Origin of the sequence: Chitinivorax sp. PXF-14, assembly GCF_040812015.1 — a bacterium.
Classification (GTDB): domain Bacteria; phylum Pseudomonadota; class Gammaproteobacteria; order Burkholderiales; family SCOH01; genus JBFNXJ01.
This window is the reverse complement of sequence record NZ_JBFNXJ010000005.1, coordinates 26,694-51,003: the sequence shown is the minus strand read 5'-3', so window position 1 is coordinate 51,003 and position 24,310 is coordinate 26,694. Positions and strand designations below refer to the sequence as shown.

Annotated in this window: 21 protein-coding genes and 1 pseudogene; 14 read left to right on the top strand and 8 right to left on the bottom strand. The window is 59.9% G+C overall.

The window, feature by feature from the left end; all coding sequences use genetic code 11:
- Positions 1-226: 226 nt before the first annotated feature.
- From ABWL39_RS07955 to ABWL39_RS07910, 10 genes and pseudogenes are all read left to right on the top strand, one after another.
- A complete protein-coding gene (locus ABWL39_RS07955) occupies positions 227-2,485 on the top strand; it encodes a type VI secretion system Vgr family protein (RefSeq protein WP_367788824.1) in 2,259 nt (752 codons plus the stop codon).
- A gap of 16 nt (positions 2,486-2,501) precedes the next feature.
- Positions 2,502-3,044: a DUF6484 domain-containing protein gene (locus ABWL39_RS07950; protein WP_367788822.1), complete on the top strand. Its 543-nt coding sequence runs from the start codon at positions 2,502-2,504 to the stop codon at positions 3,042-3,044.
- Between the two features lie 8 nt (positions 3,045-3,052).
- Positions 3,053-4,105, top strand: coding sequence for a DUF2169 domain-containing protein (locus ABWL39_RS07945; protein ID WP_367788819.1), 1,053 nt, complete (start codon positions 3,053-3,055; stop codon positions 4,103-4,105).
- Between the two features lies 1 nt (position 4,106).
- Positions 4,107-5,162, top strand: coding sequence for a beta-ketoacyl synthase N-terminal-like domain-containing protein (locus tag ABWL39_RS07940; RefSeq protein ID WP_367788817.1), 1,056 nt, complete (start codon positions 4,107-4,109; stop codon positions 5,160-5,162).
- Positions 5,163-5,164: 2 nt separating this feature from the next.
- On the top strand, positions 5,165-6,085 hold the full coding sequence (locus tag ABWL39_RS07935; RefSeq protein WP_367788815.1) for a DUF4150 domain-containing protein: 921 nt from the start codon (positions 5,165-5,167) through the stop codon (positions 6,083-6,085).
- A 9-nt stretch (positions 6,086-6,094) separates the two neighbouring features.
- A complete protein-coding gene (locus ABWL39_RS07930; protein WP_367788813.1) occupies positions 6,095-7,024 on the top strand; it encodes a type VI immunity family protein in 930 nt (309 codons plus the stop codon).
- 56 nt (positions 7,025-7,080) lie between these two features.
- Positions 7,081-8,322, top strand: coding sequence for a TIGR02270 family protein (locus ABWL39_RS07925; RefSeq protein ID WP_367788810.1), 1,242 nt, complete (start codon positions 7,081-7,083; stop codon positions 8,320-8,322).
- Between the two features lie 23 nt (positions 8,323-8,345).
- Positions 8,346-8,561 (top strand): annotated as a pseudogene (locus ABWL39_RS07920) (type VI secretion system tip protein VgrG); the annotation flags it as partial.
- 170 nt (positions 8,562-8,731) lie between these two features.
- Complete coding sequence (locus ABWL39_RS07915) at positions 8,732-9,175, top strand: SMI1/KNR4 family protein (protein WP_367788808.1); 444 nt, start codon at positions 8,732-8,734, stop codon at positions 9,173-9,175.
- Positions 9,156-9,836, top strand: a complete 681-nt coding sequence (locus ABWL39_RS07910) for an SMI1/KNR4 family protein (RefSeq protein WP_367788806.1) — start codon at positions 9,156-9,158, stop codon at positions 9,834-9,836. The genes ABWL39_RS07915 and ABWL39_RS07910 overlap by 20 nt, the downstream gene beginning before the upstream one ends.
- Positions 9,837-10,217: 381 nt before the next feature.
- Here ABWL39_RS07910 and ABWL39_RS07905 read toward each other — a convergent pair whose 3' ends face one another.
- From ABWL39_RS07905 to ABWL39_RS07880, 6 genes are all read right to left on the bottom strand, one after another.
- Positions 10,218-10,634: an Hsp20/alpha crystallin family protein gene (locus ABWL39_RS07905; protein ID WP_367788804.1), complete on the bottom strand. Its 417-nt coding sequence runs from the start codon at positions 10,632-10,634 to the stop codon at positions 10,218-10,220.
- 147 nt (positions 10,635-10,781) lie between these two features.
- Positions 10,782-12,047, bottom strand: a complete 1,266-nt coding sequence (locus ABWL39_RS07900) for an MgtC/SapB family protein (protein WP_367788803.1) — start codon at positions 12,045-12,047, stop codon at positions 10,782-10,784.
- Between the two features lie 78 nt (positions 12,048-12,125).
- A complete protein-coding gene (gene recJ / locus ABWL39_RS07895) occupies positions 12,126-13,814 on the bottom strand; it encodes a single-stranded-DNA-specific exonuclease RecJ (RefSeq protein WP_367788801.1) in 1,689 nt (562 codons plus the stop codon).
- The gene (locus ABWL39_RS07890) at positions 13,811-14,848 is read right to left on the bottom strand and encodes a hypothetical protein (protein WP_367788799.1); all 1,038 of its coding nucleotides are present in this window, start codon (positions 14,846-14,848) and stop codon (positions 13,811-13,813) included. The genes recJ and ABWL39_RS07890 overlap by 4 nt, the downstream gene beginning before the upstream one ends.
- Before the next feature lie 139 nt (positions 14,849-14,987).
- Positions 14,988-15,863: a PEP-CTERM sorting domain-containing protein gene (locus ABWL39_RS07885; RefSeq protein WP_367788797.1), complete on the bottom strand. Its 876-nt coding sequence runs from the start codon at positions 15,861-15,863 to the stop codon at positions 14,988-14,990.
- Between the two features lie 318 nt (positions 15,864-16,181).
- Entirely contained in the window at positions 16,182-17,786 is a 1,605-nt protein-coding gene (locus ABWL39_RS07880) for a hypothetical protein (RefSeq protein ID WP_367788795.1), read from the bottom strand.
- A 270-nt stretch (positions 17,787-18,056) separates the two neighbouring features.
- Here ABWL39_RS07880 and ABWL39_RS07875 point away from each other — a divergent pair, with 270 nt between their 5' ends.
- Together ABWL39_RS07875 and lolD are read left to right on the top strand one after the other, a co-directional pair.
- Complete coding sequence (locus ABWL39_RS07875) at positions 18,057-19,301, top strand: lipoprotein-releasing ABC transporter permease subunit (RefSeq protein ID WP_367788793.1); 1,245 nt, start codon at positions 18,057-18,059, stop codon at positions 19,299-19,301.
- Positions 19,294-19,968: a lipoprotein-releasing ABC transporter ATP-binding protein LolD gene (gene lolD / locus ABWL39_RS07870; protein WP_367788791.1), complete on the top strand. Its 675-nt coding sequence runs from the start codon at positions 19,294-19,296 to the stop codon at positions 19,966-19,968. Before ABWL39_RS07875 ends, lolD begins: the two co-directional genes overlap by 8 nt.
- A 67-nt stretch (positions 19,969-20,035) precedes the next feature.
- On the opposite strand, the gene ABWL39_RS07865 is transcribed toward lolD, so the two are convergent.
- The gene (locus tag ABWL39_RS07865) at positions 20,036-20,776 is read right to left on the bottom strand and encodes a substrate-binding periplasmic protein (RefSeq protein WP_367788789.1); all 741 of its coding nucleotides are present in this window, start codon (positions 20,774-20,776) and stop codon (positions 20,036-20,038) included.
- A 151-nt stretch (positions 20,777-20,927) separates the two neighbouring features.
- On the opposite strand from ABWL39_RS07865, the gene gltX reads away from it, so the two are divergent.
- Positions 20,928-22,310, top strand: a complete 1,383-nt coding sequence (gene gltX, locus ABWL39_RS07860) for a glutamate--tRNA ligase (RefSeq protein WP_367788787.1) — start codon at positions 20,928-20,930, stop codon at positions 22,308-22,310.
- Between the two features lie 67 nt (positions 22,311-22,377).
- Here the strand turns inward: gltX and hrcA are convergent, their stop codons facing one another.
- Positions 22,378-23,403: a heat-inducible transcriptional repressor HrcA gene (gene hrcA, locus ABWL39_RS07855; protein ID WP_367788785.1), complete on the bottom strand. Its 1,026-nt coding sequence runs from the start codon at positions 23,401-23,403 to the stop codon at positions 22,378-22,380.
- A gap of 209 nt (positions 23,404-23,612) precedes the next feature.
- Between hrcA and ABWL39_RS07850 the strand changes: the two genes are divergently transcribed.
- Positions 23,613-24,308 carry a hypothetical protein gene (locus ABWL39_RS07850; RefSeq protein WP_367788783.1) on the top strand — a complete coding sequence of 232 codons (696 nt, stop codon included), beginning with the start codon at positions 23,613-23,615 and terminating at the stop codon, positions 24,306-24,308.
- Positions 24,309-24,310: the final 2 nt, after the last annotated feature.

Below are 24,310 nucleotides of genomic sequence, written 5' to 3'. Positions count from 1 at the left end.
GACGTTGGCATGAAGCCGGGGGGCGGGCAGCGAGCGCATGCGCATGCCGGCGTCTCGCAAGCCCTTGTCTCACTTGAAACTGGGGCGTTCGACCACTAAGGTTGAAGAGTCATCGACAGCCCTTGTCAGCCAGCGGCGACTGGCCCTGCGGGACGGGGTTTGATGCATCCGCTGACAGGCCCGTTCACATGCTGGCCTGCCCATGTTTCCCCTTGCCGGAGCCAGCATGCCGCGCGTGATGGAGTTGCACACCCCGCTGGGTGATACAACGCTGCTGTTTCACAGCATGAATGCCGTGGAGGCGCTGGGGCGGCCGTTCGAGTACGGCATCGTCGCGCTGTCGGAGAAGGCCGACATCGACCCGGACAAGCTGCTCGGCCACAACGTCACGGTCGATCTCGCGCTGCCGAACGACGCCGTGCGCCATTTCGACGGCTATGTCACACGCTTTGGCCTGATGGGCATGGATGGCCGCTACTACCGCTACGAAATCGCCGCACGGCCCTGGCTGTGGCTGCTCACGCGCACCTCGGACTGCCGCATCTTCCAGAACATGAAGGTGCCCGACATCATCAAGGCCATCTTCAACAAGTACCCGATCGCCGCCTTCGAGACGCGCCTCAGCGCCGACTACCGCGTGTGGGAATATTGTGTGCAGTACCGCGAGACCGATTTCAACTTCGTCAGCCGCCTGATGGAACAAGAGGGCATCTTCTATTATTTCAAGCACAGCAAGGGCAAACACACGCTGGTGCTGGCCGACAGCTACAGCGCGGTGCAGTCCTTCCCTGGCTACGGCAGCGTGCCCTTCATCCCGCTCGAACGCAACACCAAGCTCGAGAAGGAACACATCAACGAATGGACTGTCACGCGCGAGATCCAGCCCGGCGCGATGGTGCTCGACGAATACGATTTCAAGAAACCCAGCGTGGAGCTGAAGGTCAGCGCCAAGCAGAGCCGCAGCCACGCCGAGGCCAGCCATGAGTATTTCGACTACCCCGGCGAATACGTGACGGCCGGCGAGGGCGACCACTACGTCAAGTCCCGCCTCGAAGAGCTGCAGTCCCAGTACGAGCTGGCTCAGGGCAATACCGGCGCGCTCGGTCTCTGTTGCGGCTACCTGTTCAAGCTGACCGGGCACGGGCGCAGCGAACAGAACCGCGAATACCTGGTGACCAGCGCGCGTACCCAGTTCCAGTACAACGGCTACGAGAGCACCGAAGGCGAGGGGTCGAGCTACCAGTGCCGCTTCATCGCGCTCAATTCCAAGACACCGTTCCGCGCCGTGCGCAGCACCCCCAAGCCCACCGTGCAAGGGCCGCAGACCGCCGTGGTGGTCGGCCCGGCGGGCGAGGAAATCTACGTCGACGAATATGGCCGCATCAAGGTGCAATTCCATTGGGACCGCTACGCCAAGAAAGACGAAAACGCCTCGTGCTGGATACGCGTCTCTCAGCCCTGGGCCGGCAAGCAATGGGGCGGCGTCGCCAACCCGCGCATCGGCCAGGAAGTGATCGTCGACTTCCTCGAAGGCGACCCGGACCAGCCCATCGTCACCGGCCGCGTCTACAACCAGGAACAGATGCCGCCCTACGGCCTGCCCGCGAACAAGACGCAGACCGGCATCAAGAGCCGCTCTAGCCCCGGCGGCGGAGCCGCCAACTTCAACGAGCTCCGCTTCGAGGACAAGACCGGCGCCGAACAGGTGTTCCTCCACGCCGAGAAGAACCAGGACATCGAGGTCGAGCACGACGAAACCCACTGGGTCGGCCACGACCGAACCAAGACCATCGACAACGACGAGACCACCCACGTCAAGCACGACCGCACCGAAACGGTCGACAACAACGAAACCATCACCATCCATGGCCAGCGCACCGAGACGGTCGCCAAGGACGAAACCATCACCATCCACCAGAACCGCACCGAAACGGTGGACAAGGATGAAACCATCACCATCAACGGCGCGCGTACCGAAACGGTCGCCAAGGACGAAACCATCACCATCAACGGTGGCCGTACCGAAACGGTAGCCAAGGACGAAAGCATCACCATCAACGGCGCGCGTACCGAAACGGTAGCCAAGGACGAAAGCATCACCATCAACGGTGGCCGCACCGAGAACGTCAGCAAGGACGAGAGCATCACCATCGGCGGCGGCCGCAGCGAGAACGTCAGCAAGGACGAAAGCATCACCATCGGCGGCGGCCGCACCGAAAGCGTCAGCAAGGCGGAAAGCGTCACCATCGGCGACGGCCGCACCGTCTCGGTCGGCAAGGACGATAACCAGAGCATCGGCAAGAACCTCGTCATCAACGCCGGCGACTCGGTCACCATCACCACCGGCAGCGCCAGCATCACGATGAAGAAGGACGGCACGATCACCGTCAAGGGTAAGGACATCACCATCGATGGCTCGGGCAAGATGAACGTCAAGGCATCGAGCGACGTGGTGATCAAGGGTAGCAAGGTTGGCTTGAATTAGCGCTGAGGACAATGATATGGGAACGATGGAACAGGATCCGTTCGTGGCACTAAGGGATGATCTATCGTCGGCCTCGGTGGATAACTCCTACTCCCCGCCGCCGTCATCCGGTATGTCCAGCATCGGTCAGCGCCGCTTGGCACCGGAGATAGGTTCTTTTTGTGGTTTTCAATTGGACGAGCAGCCACTTGTCTGTCTGTGTGGGGAATACGGCAAGGAAATTGTGCCTGCCAGGTCGGTTGTGCGGCTGTGCCGTGACATGCTGGGTGCGGATGTGCTCGTACTTTTTGAAAACGGGGATTTCCATCGACCGCTGATCGTCGGCGTGGTGCAGACCCGCATTGCTGATGAATGCGCGGCGACACCCGCGTTGCCGGTAACTGTTGATCTGGATGGCGAGCGATTACTGCTTTCCGCCGAAAGGGAAATCACGCTGCGTTGTGGTGATTCGAGCATTACGCTGACTCGTGCCGGCAAGATCATCATCAAAGGCAATTACATCCTCAGCCGCTCGACTGGGTACAACAAGATCAAGGGCGCAGCAGTTGATATCAACTGATACGAATCATGTGGCAGATCGATAATCGCACTCCCTTTGCAGCCGAACGCGGCTGGGTCAGAGACCGTGATGGCGCCGAAGTCTGGCTCGTTGCGGTCAAGTGTAGTTTCGACATCAAGCCTGACGGGACGACGGAGATTGCCAAGGTGCAGCCACCGGTCTTGCGGTCGCCTGCATATTTTGGTGAGCCAGGTAACAGCAGTATCCAATACGAAGCCGATCTGGTTCTGACCAAGGCGACGACGGATATCCTTGTTTTAGGATGTGCCTATGCCCCCGAGGGAAAACCGGTTCGTGAACTGGATGTTGGTTTTCGGGCGGGGCCGGTGAAAAAGTTGCTACGGGTGATTGGTGACCGCGAGTGGGGGGCGATGGGGGCCTCCACCCCTCAGCCATTTTGCACGATGCCGCTTGTCTATGAGCGTGCCTACGGCGGTGTGGATAAGCATTCAGCGTTCCCCGAGCGCGACTGGGACTGGCGGAACCCAGTCGGCGCAGGCTTTGCCGTGGCACGTAGCCATGCCCGTGGCTTGAAATTGCCGAATATTGAGAACCCAAACCAGCTTATCCGAGGGTGGAACGACCGTCCTGCTGTTGCGGGCTTCGGGCCGCTATGCAGCCACTGGCAACCACGTGCGTCGTTTGCCGGTACCTATGATGAGCGCTGGATGAAAACACGTCAGCCGCTGCTGCCTGATGATTTTGACGAACGTTTCTTCCAGTGTGCGCCAGTAGATCAGCAGCCCCCTGAATTTCTTCGTGGCGGCGAGCCCGTTGTCCTGCTGAACCTTTCCCCCATCGGCACGCTGCGCTTTCTGCTGCCTAAGGTGTTTCTCGGGTTTGAGACCTGGTTTACCGACGGAAGCCGGGAAATCCACAAAAACAAGAAGCTGCACAGCGTGATTCTTGAGCCGGAATTCCCCCGGGTATCGCTGGTGTGGCATTCAGCCCTCCCGTGCCATTTCAAGGTGCAAAAGCTCAAGAGCACGGTGATTACCGTCAAATCGGATATTAGCCCTGGCGAGCGTGAAGCCGAGGACGCCGAGCTTGAGCTGACATGAAATGTGGAATGAAGCCATCTATATCGTATCCCTTGGTGCCAGTACTGTGGTGGGGCAGGATGCCTGGTCCAGTGCAGCGGCTGTACGAGCAGGCATATGCGGCTTTACTTTGCACCCATATATGGTCGACATGGCGGGTCAGCCCTTACGGATCGCGCGAGCACCTTGGCTCGATATTCGCCTGACCGGAATTGAACGCTTCAAGGCATTGCTGCTTCCCGCTATCGATCAGGTGTTCGCTGCAATAACCGAAGAAGCCCGCGGTGATTTGAGAATTGCATTGTCACTTGGTTTGCCACCACCGCGTATTGGCCTTGCTCGCGATCTGCAGCCTCTGATGATCACCGCAATTGGTGATAGATACCCTCATCTTGCTGGTATCGCCTCGTTTCCAAATGGGCATGCCGCAGGCCTGCTTGCGCTGAATGCCGCCTTCGGAAAACTGGAGGATGGTTCGTACGATGGCTGTGTAGTTGCCGCAGTGGACTCATATATTCAACCGTATACGCTTGAATGGTTGGAGGAACAAGACCAGTTGCATGGTGCTGGTTTGCACAACAATGCATGGGGATTCATTCCAGGAGAGGGAGCAGGAGCATTGCTGCTGGCTCGCCGCTCCGTTGTAGAGCGACTCGGGCTCGATCCCTTGGCCCGGATAACAGGTGTGGGTATTGCTTTTGAGCCAAAACGTATCAAGACCGAGACGATCTGCATCGGGGAAGGACTGACAAAAGCTTTCAGATCTGCACTAGACCGACTGCCGAATGGAGTAAAGGTAAGTGACTTGTATTGTGATATGAATGGCGAGCCCTATCGAGCCGATGAATATGGTTTTTCTTGTTTGCGGGCCAAAGAGTATTTTCACTCCGCTTCTAACTTTATTGCACCAGCCGACAGTTGGGGAGATATATCGGCAGCTGGTGCTCCATTGCACATGCAGCTTGCCGTGATAGCTGGTATTAAAGGTTACGCCAACGGCACTTTCGCCATGGTGTGGGCTAGCTCGGAAGCAGGGGATCGGGCTGCTGCCGTACTTGAATTGCGGAGGCTCGCTTAGCAATGCCGGTTACCATCAAAGTCAACGGTACTAGTAACTCTCTTGTGCATAAGGGGAGTAACGGGATTTCAACTGCTACGATTCCCGATGTCTGCAAAACACCGACACCTGGTGGGCCGGTTCCGATTCCCTACCCCAATATTTCTCAATCGACAACCTTAAGTAAGGGGACGACAACCGTAAAAGCCGATGGCGGAATGATGGTTGCGATCAAGGGGTCCGAGTTTTCAATGTCAAATGGTGATGAGGCGGGTACTGTCGGCGGGGTTAAATCGAGCACGTTTATCAAGGAGTCAACCTGGATTTTGTATTCGTTTGATGTAAAGATGGAAGGACAGGGAGCATGTCGTCTGACGGATAAGAAGTTCCAGAACCACGAGAATACCGCTGATCTTGCCGGGACTATTCAAGATCCAAAAACAGTTGTAGAACTAGAAACGATGTTATGTGAAATTTGGAAGAAGTGTGAAGAGAAAATAAATAATAAATATAAAGGGAAAAATAAGGATGGGAAGTGGTGTTGGGAAAGGAAGCCTGGAAAGCCACCAAATGCTTTCAAGATAAGCAATGAAAAACATAGTTGCTGTAAGGAGGAAATAGAGAAAAATCAGAAGGGCGCAAAGAATGATATTCTGCCTGCCACCTCAGCAGATTCGACTAGCTTTCCCGTTCCGGGCACTGATAAATCAATTAGACCGGATGTGGTCTATGGCAGTCCACCAAAAAAGGTTTACGACTTTAAATTTCAATGCCCTAAACGCTCAACACCTCCAAAATGGCCACTGTACAGCTCAAAAGTTAAGGGTGCAAGGACTCCGCCTGGCGAACAGTATGATGGTATGACACAGGATCAGATATACAAAAAAGCTTGTGGAAAAAGCCCGAAAATGATCAACGAGCATAGTGATACTTGTAGTGAATGACATTGCCTTATGGTGGATATTTTGATGGCCAAAGAGATAAATAAATTAATAGACATTGAAGGTGGCGGGAAATTTATCGTGAGGGAGGTAATGAAGTTGGTGGTTTTTATCAGGCACCCTCACGAATTGATTGCTGGTGATATAGTGTCTGCGTTCAGGCGCTTTATGCTTGTTGTTCCTGATGGATCTCTCCGCATGTATAGTGGGGCATCTGGGGATTGGTTCGAAGCAACGGCTAGCCAACTTGATCGTATTGTCAGTGAGCGATTGACGGGTAGCGGAATGACAATAAATGGCGCCATCAGCATTTCTGGAGGCCAGGCTAATATTCCTGATTTTTTTTTCGAATATCAGGGGCTTGCTATACATGATAAATTATTTAAGGATGATGCCTGTTTTGTTCAGGCATGGGTTCCTATGGCTTTTTATTGGGAGCATCAAGAAGAGGTGAAAGGGCTATTGGCCGAGTGGGCGTCGATATTGCCTTTGAGTTATGCTTATATGTCTATTGCCTTGGAGGGGAATCAAGGCAGAAAGCAGAAATTAGCCCATAGATTCCTGTGTGTTGACATAGCCGAGGTGTCAAGTGTAATTTTCGGAATAGGCGATCGTACATCTGGAGCACATTGGATAAATGTATTCGGTAAAAAGGTGGCTGGAAAACTGCCACCCCAAAGTGAAATAGAAGCCATTCTTGGTGGTGACGCTTTGGTGCAGAAAAAGAGCGATAATCTGTGGGTACAACTTTCTTTACTCCCAATTCTGGGTGACCAGAATCATCAGGAATCTATCTCGTCTTACCAAGCCCTTGCGTCTATGCTTGATCGACAAGAGGTTTTATATATGCCAGACAAGGTTACTTATTTTGAAGATGAAGACGATCAGGAGGATGTTGATGCTCAGTCAATCTGGCATCATCGATTTCTGAGAGAAGGTTAATTTTTTTCGTCGTGACACTATGTTGGATATCGACCCTAATCATTAGATCATCACAGATGATACCTTCTATCGTAAATGAACATCTGTCAGAAGTGGCATCACTTTGGATGATGAGATCTTCTGCCATTACGGTGGCAAATGTTGGCTTGGAAGAGTTGGCTCGGCATGACGCTCGTATGGTTGCACACTTGGATGGTATTCGGGTTGCACTTGCGGATGGGGTGGTGCCAATGGGGACGGATGATGGTGGAGAGATATTTGCCGGATCGATTGTAGCTCTCGAAAGGCGGGAAATTGATCGCCTAGAGAAAATCATTAAGAAGGCGCGTGATTCTTCTTATGCATATTTGGGGTTTACTTCAGCTATGGGGTGGGTGTCAGCGCAATATCTGCAAGGTTATGTCGCAAGCCTGCTATTGTCGCCCGAATCTTTCAAGGTGCGGATTGGGCTAGCGACCTGCTTTGCTCATCGAGTCAGTCCAGGAACTGCTTTGGTCTTGATGCAAGACTCCGAGCCTGAGTTGACTTCGGCAGTTTTCCAATCGGCAGCAGAGTTTGGACACAGAGAGTTAATGGATGTGGCATCCAACTATCTATCAAGCGAGGATCAGGGAGTCCGCTTTTCTGCCTGCTGGTACCTGTTCATGTGTGGTGACAGAGGGCGCGGAATGAGCGTTTTACGCCAATACGCAGATGAACTCAATGGTGATTCTGAGATGGCGATGTCCCTGCTACTGAGAGCCTCACCACTGGACCATGCTCACGACTTTTTGCGCGATTTGGCGCACCGCGCTGAATCCCTTCCAAAACTCTGGCGCAGATTGATCTGGGGGTGTGGTGTTGCCGGAGATTCACACTATGTTCCGTGGTTGATTGACCGGATGTCCGATAGCAGTCTGGCAAGGAGGGCTGGCGAAGCATTTTCCATGGTTACTGGCCTTGACCTTTGGCAGCCTCCTTTCTTCAGGCCTCCGCCTGAAGAAACCTCCTCAGGAGCCTGTGAGGATCCTGACGATGAGAACGTTGCCCTTGATCAAGACGAGGGATTGCCATGGCCGGATCAGACCGCCGTGAGCCAATGGTGGCAGGCAAATGAAGCCAAGTTCCCTGCAGGGAAACGTGTCTTCATGGGGAAGCCTATCACGCGCGAACATTGTATCTACGTACTCCGCAACGGCTATCAACGCCAACGCATGGCTGCTGCCCAGTACCTGTGCCTGCTGCAACCCGGCACCCCGCTGTTCAACACCGCGGCACCTGCCTGGCGCCAGCAGCGCTGGCTGGCGCAGATGGGGTAGGGGCGCAACCCCATGTCGCCAACCCGCGCATCAGCCAGGAAGTGATCGTCGACTTCCTCGAAGGCGACCCGGACCAGCCCATCGTCACCGGCCGTGTCTACAAGCAGGAACAGATGCCGCCCTACGGCCTGTCCGCGAACAAAGCGCAGACCGGCACCAAGCGCCGCTCGAGCCCAGGCGGCGGCGCCAACTTCAACGAGATCCGCTTTGAAGCCAAGCCCGGTGCCGAGCTGATGTTCGATCCGTGGCCTTCTCAGATGTTTGCAAGGCATCTGCAATGCGGTTGGATGAGGTTAAGAATATGAAACACATTGAGCACAGAATCAATGAATTGATCGATGAGATCGTAGAAAAACTGCATGAGCTTGCAAAAAATGATGATTAGTAAGATGTTGTTCCCATTGCTAATTTGCCAGCGTCAGAAAATGAGATTCAAAACGATGAAGCCTATCTTGGTCTGAGACTTCCACCCACTTATAGGGCATTTTTACTCAAGCACAATGGCTATGATTGGCTCGCTTACCCTGGTCATATGCAGGCAATTCCGGATGTAATGCTGGGCGGGCGGTGGCATGAGCCTTTTGCCAAGTGGAGAAAAATGTCTGTCCGTTATGGGGCCCCTCAGGTTGCACGGGCTATTCCGATTGCAAATCTGGGTCAACCAAATAACTGGTGCTACCTGGATTCGGGAAAACTGGTTTCAAGGACAGGTGAATATGTCCTGGTGAAAAGTTCTCCAGAGGATGACGAGGCATTCGGTGATCTCATGGGCTTTCTGGAAAATCGCAAGGGGCTTATTCAATACGAACTGGATATCAACGCTGGCTTGATCGATGAAAGCGATGACTCATAAGGTGCCGGGTGACAAACATGGGCTGTACAGCCACAGTATTCACCTGGCCCACCGCTGTTTATCACCGCCGTACCAGCAGCGCTGGCTGGCGCAGATGGAGGGGGAGATGCCGGACATGAAGCAGCAGCTGATCCGACGGATCAAGGCGATTGACGGCAAGTTGCGCAAGCTCAAGCAGCTGAATGGCTATGAGCACATCGAGCCCAAGCCCCATCCGCCAGCGAGCGAGGCGGAGATAAGCACCTATGAAGCCTATCTCGGCGTAGCGTTGCCGCCGTCCTACCGGACGTTTCTGTCCCTGTATGACGGTTATGAATGGCTGGCGTATCCGGGGCATATATTGTCGATTCAAGACCTGATGCCAAATGGTAAGTGGCATACGGCCATGCTTGAGTGGCGGCGGGTATCGGCCCGGTGTGGCGCGCCGGAGGTGGCGCGCGGCATCGTGATTGCCAATATGGGGCAAGCCAATAACTGGGTTTACCTCGACGCAAGCTGCAGGGATGCGAAGACCGGGGACTACCGGGTGGTGGAATGGGAGCCCGAAGAGACGGCCGAATATGACGATCTGTTGGCGTTTCTGGAGGAGTGCGAAAAGACTATCCAATACGGCCTGGATGAAGCCACCGGCCTGGCGGGCGGTGAGGATGACGACGATTGATCGTGATACCGCGGCGGGGGAATGCCCCCATGGCAGGCACGTTGACCCGTTGCTTACCCTAAGAGGGCTAATCCGCGCGCAGCAGGCCGCGTGGGCCAGCGTGCCGAACAGGCTGTTGCCGCAGGCGATCAGTGCGAAGGCGAGGCACAGCAAGAGTTGCGGGATCGTGCCATAGGCCGGGGAAAGCCGCAGGACATTACCGAGCGGGCAGGCCCGGGCGTGCTGCCGGCTGCCGATGGGGTGCGATTGGCGTGCCGCCGCTACCCTGCCTAGGGCTGAAGCCCGTGGCCCAGAACGAGGGCCAGGCCGCAATGGCAAAAAGGAAGGGAACCTGATGGTTCCCTTCCTTATTTCCCGTATCCGCAGAGAGGAGGGGGCGGATCAGGAAATGGTGAGCCGTCTGGCGGCACTCTGTTGCTTCTTCGGCAGCAACAGTTCAAGCACGCCATCGTTGTAGCGGGCTGTCGCGTTGGCCTCGTCGACATCCTGTGCGAGCTGGAAGCTGCGCGATACCTTGCCGAAATAGCGCTCGGAGCGAAGAATCTTTTCGCCTTCCTTCTCCTCTTTCTCGCGCTTCATCTCGGCGCTGATGGCAACGACATTGCCATCGATATGCACGTGGATGTCTTCTTTCTTCACGCCAGGCAGATCGGCGTGGACGGAATAGCTTTCCGGTGACTCCTTGACGTCGATCTTGAGCTGAATTTCGGGTTGATCGGCGAACTGGACCGGGCGCACGAAAAAGCCCTTGAGCAGGTCGTCGAATGCATTGTCAAAAGCGGGGCGAATGTTGGCCATTTGAGTTTCTCCAGATAAGAATAAGACATACAAATCAACAACATCAAACCGCCGAGCGCTCAGCGTTGGTAAGAATCAAGATAGGAACGACACCAGCCCTTTTCAAGGGCACCGTCACGCTTGAGGAGGGAGATTATTTGATTCGGATCAAGGCCGGGTGATAAACAGCAGGCTCGCGAGGCAAACCAGGCTGGCGCCCGCCATCGGCACCACCACCTGCCTGAAGAACGGCCGGCCGCCCAGACTGGCGGCCAGTGTGAGCTTGAAGCCGGTGTTGGCGCAGACGGCCAGCACGACGGCCGTGACGGTCTCATGCGGGAGCAGCTTGCCCTGGTTGTACAGGCGCATCGCCGTGAGCGTGATCGCATCGACATCGCTGATGCCGGATGCCAGCGCCACCATGTAGAAGCCCCGCTGGCCGGCGACATCCTGCAGCCAGTTGGCGGCGAGCAGTACGATCATGTAGAGCAGGCCGAAGCTCAGCGCGGTCTTGAGCTCGGTCGGGTTGTTCATCTCCGGCTGTGGCGAATGCGGCGTATCGTTGCCGAGCGTGAAGACCGCCAGCACGAGCCCGACCGCCAGGCCGCTGCCGAGCGCCGTCGCCAGCATCACCAGCAAGGACGGTGCGGTGGCGGCGCCCAGCAGGGTGAGCCTCGGGAATACAGTGAGGTGGGCGAGCACCACCACCACCGCGGCAAAGCCGGCACGGCCGAGGTTCTCTCTTGCCAGTCGCGAGTAGATCAGCGTCGATGCCGTGCTGGACACGATACCGCCGAGCAGGCCCAGCAGCGGCGCGCCCACCCGTTCGCCGAGCAGGCGCAAGACCACGTAGCCTGCCAGGCTCACGCCGGAGATCAGCACCACCATGAGCCAGGCCTGGTACAAATTGATGGCGTCGTAGGGGCCGAAGTCCTGGTTGGGTAGGACGGGCAGAATGACCAGGCTGAGCACCGCGAACTGCAGCATCGAGCGCAGATCCTTGGGGGTGAGGCCGCGCGCGATGCCGGACAGCTCCGACTTGTAATAGAGCAGCACGGTGGCGGCAATGCCCAGCATCACCGCCAGATTGCGTGTCTCATACCAGCACAGCACGCCGAGGCCATAGCAGAAAACCAGCGCTACTTCGGTGGTGGTGCCCGGGTCTGCCTGGTCGTTGGCCGGGTGAAGATAGGCGGCGACGATGGTGGTGCCGACGATGAACAGGCCGGCCACGACGATCCACGGAGTCTCCAGCGTGCTGCCGAGCAAGCCTGCGAGCGTGCCCAGCAGGGCGGTCAGCGCAAAGGTACGCAGGCCGGCCTTGGCTGCCGGGCTGCGCTCGCGCTCAAGCCCCATCAACAGGCCGATGGCAAGGCTGGTGGTGAAGGCGCGCAGCGGCGCCAGGCTGGCGGAATCAAACAGGTCTGTCGGCATGAACAAGGGCTCCCTGCCTCTAGTGTAGCGGCGGGCGGGCAGCCGTGCACGCCGCCGTGGTGGCCGGTTTGACCGCGATCAAGCGGCTTCCCAGTGCTCCACGATCAGCTGCAGCGTGGTGGCGCCGTTGTATTCGTTGACGCCGAGCCGATAAGCCGCGCGGATGCGGTTGGGCAGTGCATCGGCATGATTGAACAGCATCGCATCGAGTGTGCCGCCACGGGCAACCAGGTTCAGCTTCAGATGCTTGCCGCCGACGACTCGCTGGCTGGCGATGCCGAACTCGCCATGAAATATCGGCTGCGGGAAGCCCTGCCCCCATACCTGGGTGGCCAGCCACTGCGCGGTATCGAGCGTGCAATCTGCCGCGGCCAGCTCGCCATCGGTCACGACCTCGCGGGTGAGGTCATGCTCGCTCAGCGATTCGCGCGCGACGGCGTCGAATGCCGCGCGGAAACGATCGATGTCGTGCGCCGCGATGGTCAGCCCCGCCGCCGCCGCATGGCCGCCAAACTTGAGGATCAGCCTTGGGTGGCGCTTGGCGACCAGATCGATGGCGTCGCGCAGATGCAGCGCCGCGATCGAACGGCCGGAGCCCTTGAGCTCGCCCTCGTTGCCCGGCGCGAAGACAATGGTCGGCCGGTGGTAGCGCTCTTTCACGCGCGAGGCGAGGATGCCGATCACGCCCTGATGCCAGTCTTCGCGGTACAGGCTCAGCGCATGGCGGCCTTCGACGTCGATGCCGTCGAGCTGCGCCAGTGCTTCTTCCTGCATGCCCGCTTCGATCGAGCGCCGTTCGCGATTGAGGTGATCGAGCTCGCCTGCCAGCCGCAGGGCCTCGCCGGCATCGTCCGACAGCAGGCAGGCAATGCCGAGCGACATGTCGTCGAGCCGCCCCGCGGCGTTGAGGCGCGGTCCGAGCGTGAAACCGAGGTCGAAGCAGTTTGCCCGGCTATGGTGGCGCCCCGCCACCTGGAACAGCGCCAGCACGCCGGGGGCCGCGCGGCCGGCGCGCATGCGGGCGAGGCCCTGGTTGACCAGAATCCGGTTGTTGGGGTCGAGCTTGACGACGTCGGCGACCGTGCCGAGCGCGACCAGGTCAAGCAGGTTGCCGAGGTTGGGCTCGGGGCGGTTGGCATAGCTGCCACGGCGGCGAAGCTCGGCGCGAAGCGCCAGCATCACGTAGAAGATCACACCGACGCCGGCGATCGATTTGCTCGGAAAGCCGCAGCCAGGCTGGTTCGGGTTGACGATCAGCGTGTCCGGCAGCTGCTCGCCGGGCAGGTGGTGGTCGGTGACGAGAACGTCGATACCACGGGCCTTGGCCGCCGCCACGCCCTCATGGCTGGCGATGCCGTTGTCCACCGTGATCAGCAGGTCGGGGGCGCGCTCTGCCGCCAGTTCGACGATTTCCGGCGTCAGGCCGTAGCCGTACTCGAAGCGGTTGGGCACGATGAAATCGACCCGGGCACCAAACCCGGCGAGCGCCCGCAGGGCAACGGCACACGCGGTGGCGCCGTCGGAATCGTAGTCGGCGACGACCAGCAGGCGTTCCCCGCGCTCGATCGCATCAGCGAGCCTGGTCCCCGCCGCTTCGGCGTGTTTCATCCGGGTGAAGGGCAGCAGCTTGTCCAGGCCAGTTTCGAGCTCGCTCTCGGCGCTCACGCCGCGTGCCGCGTACAGCCTGGCGAACAGCGGCGTGTGGCCGCTGGCGAGCAGTTGATCGTAGTGGGCCTGGTTGTAATCCCGCGTGCGGATCGCCGTCATTGTCGGGCCTCCAGGCTGGCCGGCGCCCAGCTGGACAAGGTGCGGGCCGGCCGCCAGAAGGCCCAGCGGGCCGCCGGGGTGATGACACAACGCAACCGGCCCGGGACCACCAGCTCGAGCCGGGCGATGCGGCGGGTGGCGAGCGCCTGCCACAGCGGCGCCAGCCAGTCACGCTCGAGGGCGCTGATGGCTTCACGCCAGCCATAGGCATCGCCATATTGCGCCGGGCCCGAGAGCGAATCGAGCAGCAGCAGGGGCCTGGCCGCGGCAGGCTGGCTCAGCCATTCGCTGGCGGTGGTCGGCATCTCGACCGTGTTGCAGCCGGCCGCGTGGGCGAGGGCGTTGGCCTCCCAGTTGTCGCTGGCAAGCGTGTCGAAACGGCTGGCCGCCAGCGGCGCATGGCGGCCGCCGCCCCAGAACCACAGGCTGCTGACGGTCGGGTCGCCGGCTTGCTCCCGCGCCTCGTTGACCGGGTGGGTGTAAAACAGCATCTGCACTTCGTTCAGGTGGCGGTGCCAGACCATTGCGTCATTGCCGCGCGGCAGGTTGGGGTGAATGTCCTGCCCGACGATGTCGGCAACGGCCGCCACCGTGATCGACGGCGCCTGTGCACAGCGCACATACCAGCGCGTCGGGTGAGGCGCAACGAAGGTCAGCCCGTCGCTCTCGAAATGACGGTTCAAGGTGTCGATCAGCGCATCAGCCTCGTGTTGCGACAGCGATAGCACTCCGCTGTCGGCGAGCACCAGTTGATCGCGGTTCAGCTGCAGCACGACCGGGTCGGCCCGCAGCCAATAGGCCTGGTCGTGGCTGATGCCGTCGAGCGCCAGCGACAGCGGGGCCAGCGGCACCATGTCGCCGGCAGGGAGCTGGAAGGCTTGTGCCAGCCAGTCGAGCAGGCCGTGCGTGGTATCGGGCAGATGCCTGCCACGCGACAGCAGCTTTTCTGCGGCAGGGAGTGGCAAGTCGCGGTAGATGTCCGGCAACTCGGGATCGGGCCAGAACAGGTGGGGGATGACGACGGTCAACTGCATGGGGTAGGCGGGGTCGCCGGCAGGCGTAAAAGTGCCATTTTACCAGCCCGCTGTGGCAAGCCCTATCGGCAAATAAAAAGCGGCCACCATGGTGGCCGCGAATCGCCCAAGCGCATTTCGCGCCGTTGTTGTTATGGGGTTATCGCTGTCGCCGCCGGCGGGCAGCCACCCCGGCCAGCAGGCCGATGCCGAGCAGGGTCAGTACGCCGGGCTCGGGGACCCTGCCGGCCAGATCGTCGCTGACCATCAGCAGGTCGTTGGCACAGGACGGCCCCCAGTAGAAATCAAGCGTGTGGGCGCCGGTGAACCAAGCCGGGTCGAGCGACAGCTCGATCACCGCGTGCTGGGTGGTGATGCTGTCACGTGTGTAGACGAAATCGGCCACGCCCAGGCGGGTCGACTGGCTATTCACCTCGAACTGGACATCGGTGCTGCGATCGACCGGGCTCTTGATCCAACTGACGTTTGACCAGACCGAGCCGGCGACCTGGCTGGCCGCGGCAGTTTTGACATTGATGGTGTTGCCCGAGCCATCCAGCACGTAGGTGGTGCCGGCGGCGCCTGCGTGAATCGTGCCTTGCGACTTGCTGCTGTCGCCCTTGCCGCCGCCAATCTCGATGCCGTAAACGGCGCCGGAGTCCGCCACGATGCGGATGTCGCCAGGGCTGTAGTAGCTGAAGCCGTTGTCGGGACGCTGGCCGGTTGCGATGGCTATAAATACCCGGCCAGCCGATAGCGCGGCGGCCATGAATTCGACGTCATAGTCCTGGCCGCCGTATTGCGGGCCGAGGTAGAAGCCGTGCCCAGCAAGATCGTTGGTGTCTTCAATCGAATAGCTGAACAGCTTGTTGCCCGCGCCGACATTCACCGTACTGAATACACTGGCCGGGTGGGCATTGCGCGAGTCCTGCACCGACGCACCCCAATCGGCGAGATTACCGTCTACCTGCATGGGCGCCGAGAGCACAGAGGCAGAGGCCAGTGTCAGTACGCTAAGGGAGATGGCTTTAAACACGGCTTGCTCCAAGAGTCGTTTGCCAAAGGAGTAAGCATAAGCCGTGCCATTACTTGAAACGTATGTCTATCAAGCGTTTGCCGTTGTGGGAATGATTTTATATTTGATTGTGTAAATGTAATCGACACGCCGCCTGCCTGTTTGTCGTGTCTGGAAATTTATTGTTCTTCGCAACTTGTTGATAATTAATATGTTGTGTTGGGTATGTCGGGTGATGATCCGCGATTGGCAGCGGATTTATATATGCGACATGTAAAAAATCCCGACGGCAAACCGGCCGCGTGCCGGGGCGCCCCGGAGGGCCCCGCTACCATGCCGTCAGATGATGTTGAGCCGGGGAGGTGGGCTGTGCGGCCGTGGCGCCGGTTCATCGGTGGGGGGCGCCTGAATGAGCACATCGCAGTCGTAGATGACGAAGTCGCCGCCAAGCTCGGCAATATCGAGAACCTTGATCAGCGCGTTGCCCTCGACCAGGCTGGCGCCGTATTCCTGGCCGACCGACAGGGTGTTGCCCGCCGTGATCAGCCGCGCCGCCGTGCTCTCGGCCTTGGGCGCGTAAATGGCCAGCACATTGTTGAACGTCTCGGCGCTGGTGACCTGCTCCCATTGCGACACCTTGGCGCGCTCGACCAGCCGAACCGATTCGGGCGCGCTGCTGACGACCTGGATGCCGGCTAGCGACGAGCTGTCAGTGCGGGCGACGATTCTGCGCACCACCCCCACACTCCAGCGCGGCGCCTCGGCCTGGCGAATGCCGATCAGGCGGCCGCTGCGCGCCCAGCTTGCGTTCGGGCTCAGGATCACGCCCAGACCGCTCTGGCTGATGTTCTCCAGCTCACCGACGGTGCGCGTGGGTTCCACTGTCTTGACCTGGGCGGCATTCTCCATCAGCGAGATCAGGCGCCGCACCGGCGCAAACTCGTAGGCTAGCTGGATATTGCCCTGGGCCTGGATGCGCTTGTCGCGGCGCATCGACTGGCGCCCACTCCAGCGTGCCTTGAGGTGGCGCAGCACGGTGAGCGCCTCGCCGATGTCGAGCCGCCAGTCTTCTTCGAGCTTGGGCGGCAGGCGATGCTGCATGGTAATCATGGTTTCGAGCGATACCAGCTCGGTGCTGCAGCGCTGCACACCGAAGTAGAACGCCGGCTGCTGCGATGCGACGACCACCGCATTGTCGTCGAGCAAGGTCGGCTGGCCATTGTCCTGCGCTGTGGCGAAGGGCGTGTCGGCGCTGTGCTGATCCGCCACCTGGACGAAGGCCGTGAACATGGTGACGAGGCGGTCGGCAACCAGAATCTGGCGGCCGTTCAGGTCCGGCGACAAGGTGCGGGTCAGCAGCAGCAGGTAGGCGAGCTGCTTCTTGATCTGGCCCAGCCCGCTGGTGGCGCTACCGGCGAATTTCGACAGCGCACCGGCCTCGATCTTGCGGCCGAAATCGTAGAGCGGATAGATCTTGGCCCACGGAAAGCCGGCCGACTGGGGTTGGCCGATGAAGCGCATCAGGTAGCCCTTGGCCGCCCAATACACGAAAGAGGCGATCGCCGACTGTACCGCGCCGATCTGCCCCGAGCGTTTGGCAAGCACGGGCCCCTCGGCCGCCACCGCGCGCGCGGTGGTGTTGGCGATGACCGTGCAGAACGGCAGGGCCGCCTGCAGGATCAGCTGGGTGCGTGTCAGATTGGCATGCGCCTGATATAGCTCCTGCTCTGCCTTGACCAACAGTTGGCGCAGTGCGTCGTCGATGTGGGCGAGCGTTTCGATGCAGGTCTGCTTCTGCATCATGGCCTCGGCGTGGCCTTCCAGCCACGCGCGCACCGAGCCCAGGCCCTGTGCCGTCGACTGCGACAGGGCGCCGGTGACGATGGCAAGTGCCGCGTCCTGGCGTGATTCGGGCTTTTCGCGATTGAACAGTTTGTTGAACATGAATGGTGGCCCGGTGGGCGCTGATGGCCAGCAGCTATTGAGTGTCGCTGCGGGCAGCGTCTCTTATAACTGGTTCGAATATTTGATATTCAGTATAAACGAAAATCACTGACAAGCAGCGTCGAGGCGGGCCACTAGCAGTGTTTCGTTTTGCCGCGCCGTGAACTTTTTCAGGCCGGTGCGGACAGTGACTGTCATACGCCCGCGCTGGTTAGCGGGCGGTGCATATGGCAAACTTCAGCGCTTTGATTTCGTGGCACGGAGGCGTTTTTGCGCCCATTCGAACTATTTGTCGGTTTGCGCTACACGCGCGCAAAACGACGCAATCATTTCATCTCCTTCATTTCGGGCGCCTCGATGGTCGGCATCGCGCTCGGCGTGTGGGCACTGATCGTCGTGTTGTCGGTCATGAACGGCTTCCAGAAAGAGGTGCGTGCCCGCATGCTGTCGGTGGTGTCGCACGTTCAGGTAAGCGGCCCGCGCGATCGGCTGCCGGATTGGCAGGGGGTCGCCCAGCAGGTTAGGCGCAATGGCGCGGTGATCGCCACGGCGCCTTACCTGAATGGACAAGGCCTGCTGAGCTTCGATGGCTCGGTCAAGGGGGCGATGATCCAGGGCATTCTGCCGGATGCCGAGGCGACGGTGTCCGACGTCGGCCGCCACATGGTGGCCGGCACGATGCCACGACTGGTGCCGGGCGGCTTCGGCATCGTGCTCGGCAGCGGCGTGGCGCGCGAGCTTGGTGTCAGGCTCGGCGACAAGGTCACGCTGATCACGCCGCAGGGGCAGGTGTCGCCGGTCGGTGCGATGCCACGCTTCAAGCAGTTCACCGTGGTCGGCGTGTTTCGCATGGACCTGTTCCAGTACGACGATACGCTGGCCTTCATCCACCTGGCCGACGCGCAGCGGCTGTTCCGCTATGGTGACGACGTGAGCGGCATCCGGCTCAAGGTCAACGACGTCATGGCGGCCCCGAGGATCGCGCGCGAGTTGCTGTACAGCCTCAAGGCCGACGCCTATGTGAGTGACTGGGCGCAGCAGAATGCCAACTACTTCCGTGCGGTGCAGATCGAAAAACGCATGATGTTCATCATACTGACGCTGATCGTCGCGGTTGCGGCGTTCAATCTCGTCTCCACGCTGGTGATGACGGTCACCGACAAGCAGGCCGACATCGCCATCCTGCGCACCATGGGCGCGTCGCCGGCCTCTATCATGAAGATATTCATGGTGCAGGGCTCGGTGGTGGGCTTCATCGGTACCATCGTCGGCTCGCTTGCCGGTATCGTGACGGCATTGAACATCGATGTGATCGTGCCCACCATCGAGCGCCTGTTGGGCATCCAGATACTCTCCGGCGAGGTGTATTTCATCACCGAGCTGCCGTCCGACCTGCAATGGTCCGATGTCGGCACGATTACCATTGTTTCGCTGATCCTGTCGCTGCTGGCGACGCTTTACCCCAGCTGGCGCGCGTCGCGCGTCAATCCGGCGGAGGCGCTGCGCTATGAGTGAGGCGATCCTTCATTGCCAGGGCGTGTCCAAGATATTCCAGCAAGGGCGGCTCGATGTACGGGTGTTGCATGGCATCGATTTCACGGTCAATCGTGGTGAAATCGTCGCCATCGTCGGCGCCTCGGGTTCGGGCAAGAGTACGTTCCTGCACCTGCTGGGTGGGCTGGATGCACCCAGCTCGGGGCGCGTCGAGATCGCCGGCCAGGACATTGCCACGCTGAGCGAACGCGCCAAGGGCGAGCTACGCAATCAGAAGCTCGGCTTCGTCTACCAGTTCCACCACCTGTTGCCGGAGTTCAGCGCGATCGAAAACGTTGCGATGCCGCTGATGATCCGGCGCGAGGACCCGGCGACAGCCAGGGCCAAGGCACAGGCGATGCTGGAAAAGGTCGGGCTCGGACACCGGCTGGCGCACAAGCCGGGCGAGCTGTCCGGCGGGGAGCGCCAACGCACCGCCATCGCCCGCGCCCTGATCAACGAGCCTGCCTGCCTCCTGGCCGACGAGCCTACCGGCAACCTCGATCGCGGGACGGCGGGGGAGGTCTACGAGCTGATGCTGGCGTTGAACCGGCAGCAGGGCACGGCCCTGGTCATCGTCACGCACGACCCGGATCTGGCGGCGCGGGCCGATCGCATCCTGCACATGGTGGATGGCGTGCTGCAGTGAGGCGCTGATTGGGCTGCAGACAGGCGCCATCCTGCCTGCGCGGCCCGATCACGGCCACTGGCCGGGCTCAGTGCTTCTTGCCCTCGTCGATGGAGGGCGAGTAGGCGTTGAGGTAATTCTCGTTGCGCAAGGCATCGAGTTGTTCTACGAGCTTGTCGTAGATCGTGTCGTCGACCTTCGGATTGCAGGCCAGGTAGTACTCGACCTCGTGGAATACCAGTACCGGCTTGATGTCCACCACGCCTTGTTCCGAGGCGAACGAGCGTCCCTTGTAGAGGCCCGCCACCCAGAGGTCGATACGCTTTGCCTGCAGCTTGCGTGGGTTCAACTTGTCGTCGGGGGCGGCATCGACCTTGTAGCCCAGGTCGCGCAGATAGAGCGTGCGCGCGTCCTGCTGCGCGCCGCCGATGGTGAAGCGTCGCGTATCCTGCAGCGACTTCAATGCATATGGGAAATCCGAACGGGCGAATAGCGCCCAGCGGTTGAATGCGATCGGGCCCAGCCAGCGGAACAGGCCCTCGCGCGCCGGTGAACGCACTGTCGAGTAGATGCAGGTGTTGGCATCGTGCTGCGCCAGCCAGTAGGCACGGGCCCAGGGGTAGCGTTCGAACTCGACTGCCACACTGGCGCGCCGGGCGGCTTCCGCCACGATATCGGTCGAGATGCCGGCAACGCCATCCACCGTTCGCGAGGCATAGTTGTAGGGTGGATTTTCTTCGGTGACGAGCCGCAATGGCTCGGCTGCGCAGCACATGGACACAGTCAGGGCCGCTGCGGCCAGCAGGTAGAAGTGTGGCGATGCTGACATGTCAGTTGGCGCAATTGTTGTCTCGCTGTCTGCAGTATAAGCGCTTTATTCTGCTCACCCATGCGCTAACGCCGGTTTTGGCGCCGCCATTACGCCAAGCGCACTTAACGGGTAAAATCACTGGTTTTACCGATTGCACCATCGTCCGCCTATGATCCGCACCCGTTTCGCCCCCAGCCCCACCGGTTACCTGCACATCGGTGGCGTGCGCACCGCGCTATTTTCCTGGGCCTATGCCCGCAAGCATGGCGGCACCTTCGTGCTGCGCATCGAGGATACGGATCTGGAGCGCTCGACCCCCGAGTCCGTCAAGGCGATCCTCGACGGCATGCACTGGGTCGGCCTCGACTACGACGAGGGCCCGTTCTACCAGACCCACCGCTTCGACCGCTACAAGGCCGCGATCCAGCAGATGCTCGAAGCCGGCAGCGCCTACTATTGCTACTGCAGCAAGGAAGAACTCGACGCCATGCGCGCCGAGGCCGAGGCCCGTGGTGACAAACCACGCTACGACCGCCGTTGGCGCCCCGAGCCGGGCAAGACGCTGCCCGCAATCCCGGCGGGTGTGCAGCCCGTGGTGCGTTTCAAGAACCCGCTCGACGGCGTGGTGGCGTGGGAAGACGCGGTCAAGGGGCGTATCGAGATCGCCAACGTCGAGCTCGACGACCTGATCATCGCGCGTGGTGATGGCAGCCCGACCTACAACTTCTGCGTCGTCGTCGACGACTGGGACATGAATATCACCCACATCATCCGCGGTGACGACCACGTCAACAACACGCCGCGCCAGATCAACATCCTTACCGCGCTGGGCGCGCCGCTGCCGGTCTACGGCCACCTGCCGATGATCCTGCGCGAAGATGGCCAGAAGATGTCGAAGCGCCGCGATGCGGTGAGCGTAGTCGACTACGCCGGCATGGGCATCCTGCCCGAGGCGCTGCTCAACTACCTGGCCCGCCTCGGCTGGGGACACGGCGACGACGAATTCTTCGATATGCAGCAGTTCGTCGAATGGTTCGGCCTCGAAGCCGTGAGCCCGAGCCCGTCGCGCTTCGACAAGGAAAAGCTGCTGTGGCTCAATGCCCAGCACATCAAGGCGTCCGACAATGGCAAGCTCGCCGCGCTGATCGCGCCGCGACTGACTGAGGCCGGTATCGACGTGTCGGCCGGCCCTGAGCTTGGCGCCGTGATCGGCATGGTCAAGGAGCGTGTGCAGGACACCAATGCCCTGGTCGGCCAGTGCGATTATTTCTACAAGAAGCGTATGCCGAGCGACGAAGACCTGGCCAAGCACCTCGACGATGCTTCGCGTGCGCGCATGGGCCGCTTCGCCGCCAGGCTGAGCGAGCTGGTGGACTGGAGCGCCGCGGCGATCCACGAGCTGTTCAAGCCGTTCTGCGCCGAAGAGGGCATCAAGATGGGCCAGCTCGGCATGCCGCTACGCGTGCTGGTCTGCGGCACCACTCAGACGCCGTCCATCGATGCCGTGCTGGCGCTGATCGGCAAGGATGAGGTGTTGAAGCGGATGGCGTGAACGCCAGCCTGATCCAAACAAAAAAGCTGGCATGGCCAGCTTTTTTGTTGTCTGCACCTCGCCTGCCTCAGGTCAGGCTCGTCCCCGCGGATAGCGCGCTCGACAAGAGCTTGGCCGTCACGTCGACGATGGGTATCACGCGCTCGTAGGCCATGCGTGTCGGGCCGATGACGCCGACGGTGCCGACGATCTGGCCATTGGCTTCATACGGGGCGGTGACCACCGAGCATTCGTCGAGCGGCGTGACACCGGACTCCTCACCGATGAATATCTTGACCCCCTCGGCCTGGCGGCTGATTTCGAGCAGCTTGAGCATCTCGGTCTTTTCCTCGAACAAGCCGAACAGCTTGCGCAGGCTGGCGACATTGCTGGTCAGGTCTTCCACGTTGAGCAGTTTGCGCTCTCCCGCGATCACGTACTGGCCGCCGCTGCTGAAGGCCTGGCTGCTGACGGCGAGGGCTGCCTCCATCAAGGAGCTGATATCGGTCTGCAACTGGCGCAGCTCGTCACGCAGGTTGAACGTCACGTCGTCCAGCGTCTTGCCGGCGTAGTGCTGGTTGAAGAAGTTGCTGGCCAGGGTGAGCTCGGACTGCGAATAGATGCGGTCTGTCGTCAGGATGCGGTTCTGCACGTCGCCTTCCGGTGTGACGATGATCAGCAACACGCGGCGTTCGCCCAGGGGAATGAATTCCAGGTGCTTGAACACATTGCTCGGGCGAGGCGTCATCACCACGCCGGCGAACTGGGTCAGCTCCGACAACAGCTGTGATGCCGAATTGATCAGGCGTTGCGGGTTGTCGGGGTGTAGTTGCTCCTCCAGCTGATGGATCTCGACCGTTTCGAGCGGCCTGACCGTCAACAGCGTATCGACAAACACCCGGTAGCCAAGGGCAGTTGGGATGCGGCCTGCCGAGGTGTGGGGGCTGGTGATGAAGCCCATCTCCTCAAGGTCGGACATCACATTGCGGATCGAGGCGGGACTCAGGTCGAGCCCGGAAAAACGCGACAAGGTGCGCGAGCCGACCGGTTGCCCTTCGGTGATATAGCGCTCCACCAGGGTCTTGAGCAGGATTTGGGAACGTTCGTTGAGCATGTCTAACATTCTGTCACAACTGGGATAACAGATGAATGGCATTGCCACTTTCGGCCTGGTGCGAGAAAAGCCAGGCGCAATCTGTACTGTGGATTAACCAGTTTAGTGGCGGGGTGATGTTGACAATTGAATAATTAGAGTATAAATTCAAATCCGAATAGGGTCGTGCGGTAACTATAAAGAAATCAACCGCATAGTGAGGAGACACGATGAAGTTGCGGTGCTGTGCTCTTGTGTTGCTGGGATGCCTCGGAAGCTCCGTTGCATTGGGCGCCAAATTGGGCAGCAACCCGCTCGTCGAACCCGCGGAGCTGCGGGGCGAAATGCCCCGCAGCGTTTCCGTTCCTGCCGAATTGCTTGCCCGTCTCGACAACCGGGCGGTTGTCCCTGTTGAAGTCATCCGCACTTCCAATACCGTCGATCTGGGCATGCTGGGCTGGACATGGCTGCGCAAGCGCCACTCGTCCCAGCCTGAACTTGTCACCGTCGCCTCGGCTACCCCGATGGTGGATAGCGAGAGCCCCACGCCTGCTGAAACGCCGCTTAACCGCATCGGCCGTGGCTTGGCCAATATTGCAGAGTCGGTCGGGCAGGGCGTGCAGGACATCAAGGAAGCGGCCATGTGTGCTGGCATCGTCACCCTGAGCAAGGTGGCGCCCGTGCTTGGCTTTGATTTCAACCGCAGCCGTGGCCGCAGCACAGGCTTGAACCTGGTGGCTGATGTCGGCATGGCACAAGCCGGCCGCCCCACGAAGATCAGCTTTGCGAGCAGCAACCCGACGCTGAACGCCGTGCTCGACAACGAAGTGTCGGCACATGATCGCGCGCAGGTAGCCGCTTCGTCCGTGACCAGTTTCAAACTGGAGCCTACCGCATCGCTCGGTTTCGATTACCGTTTCGAATAGCT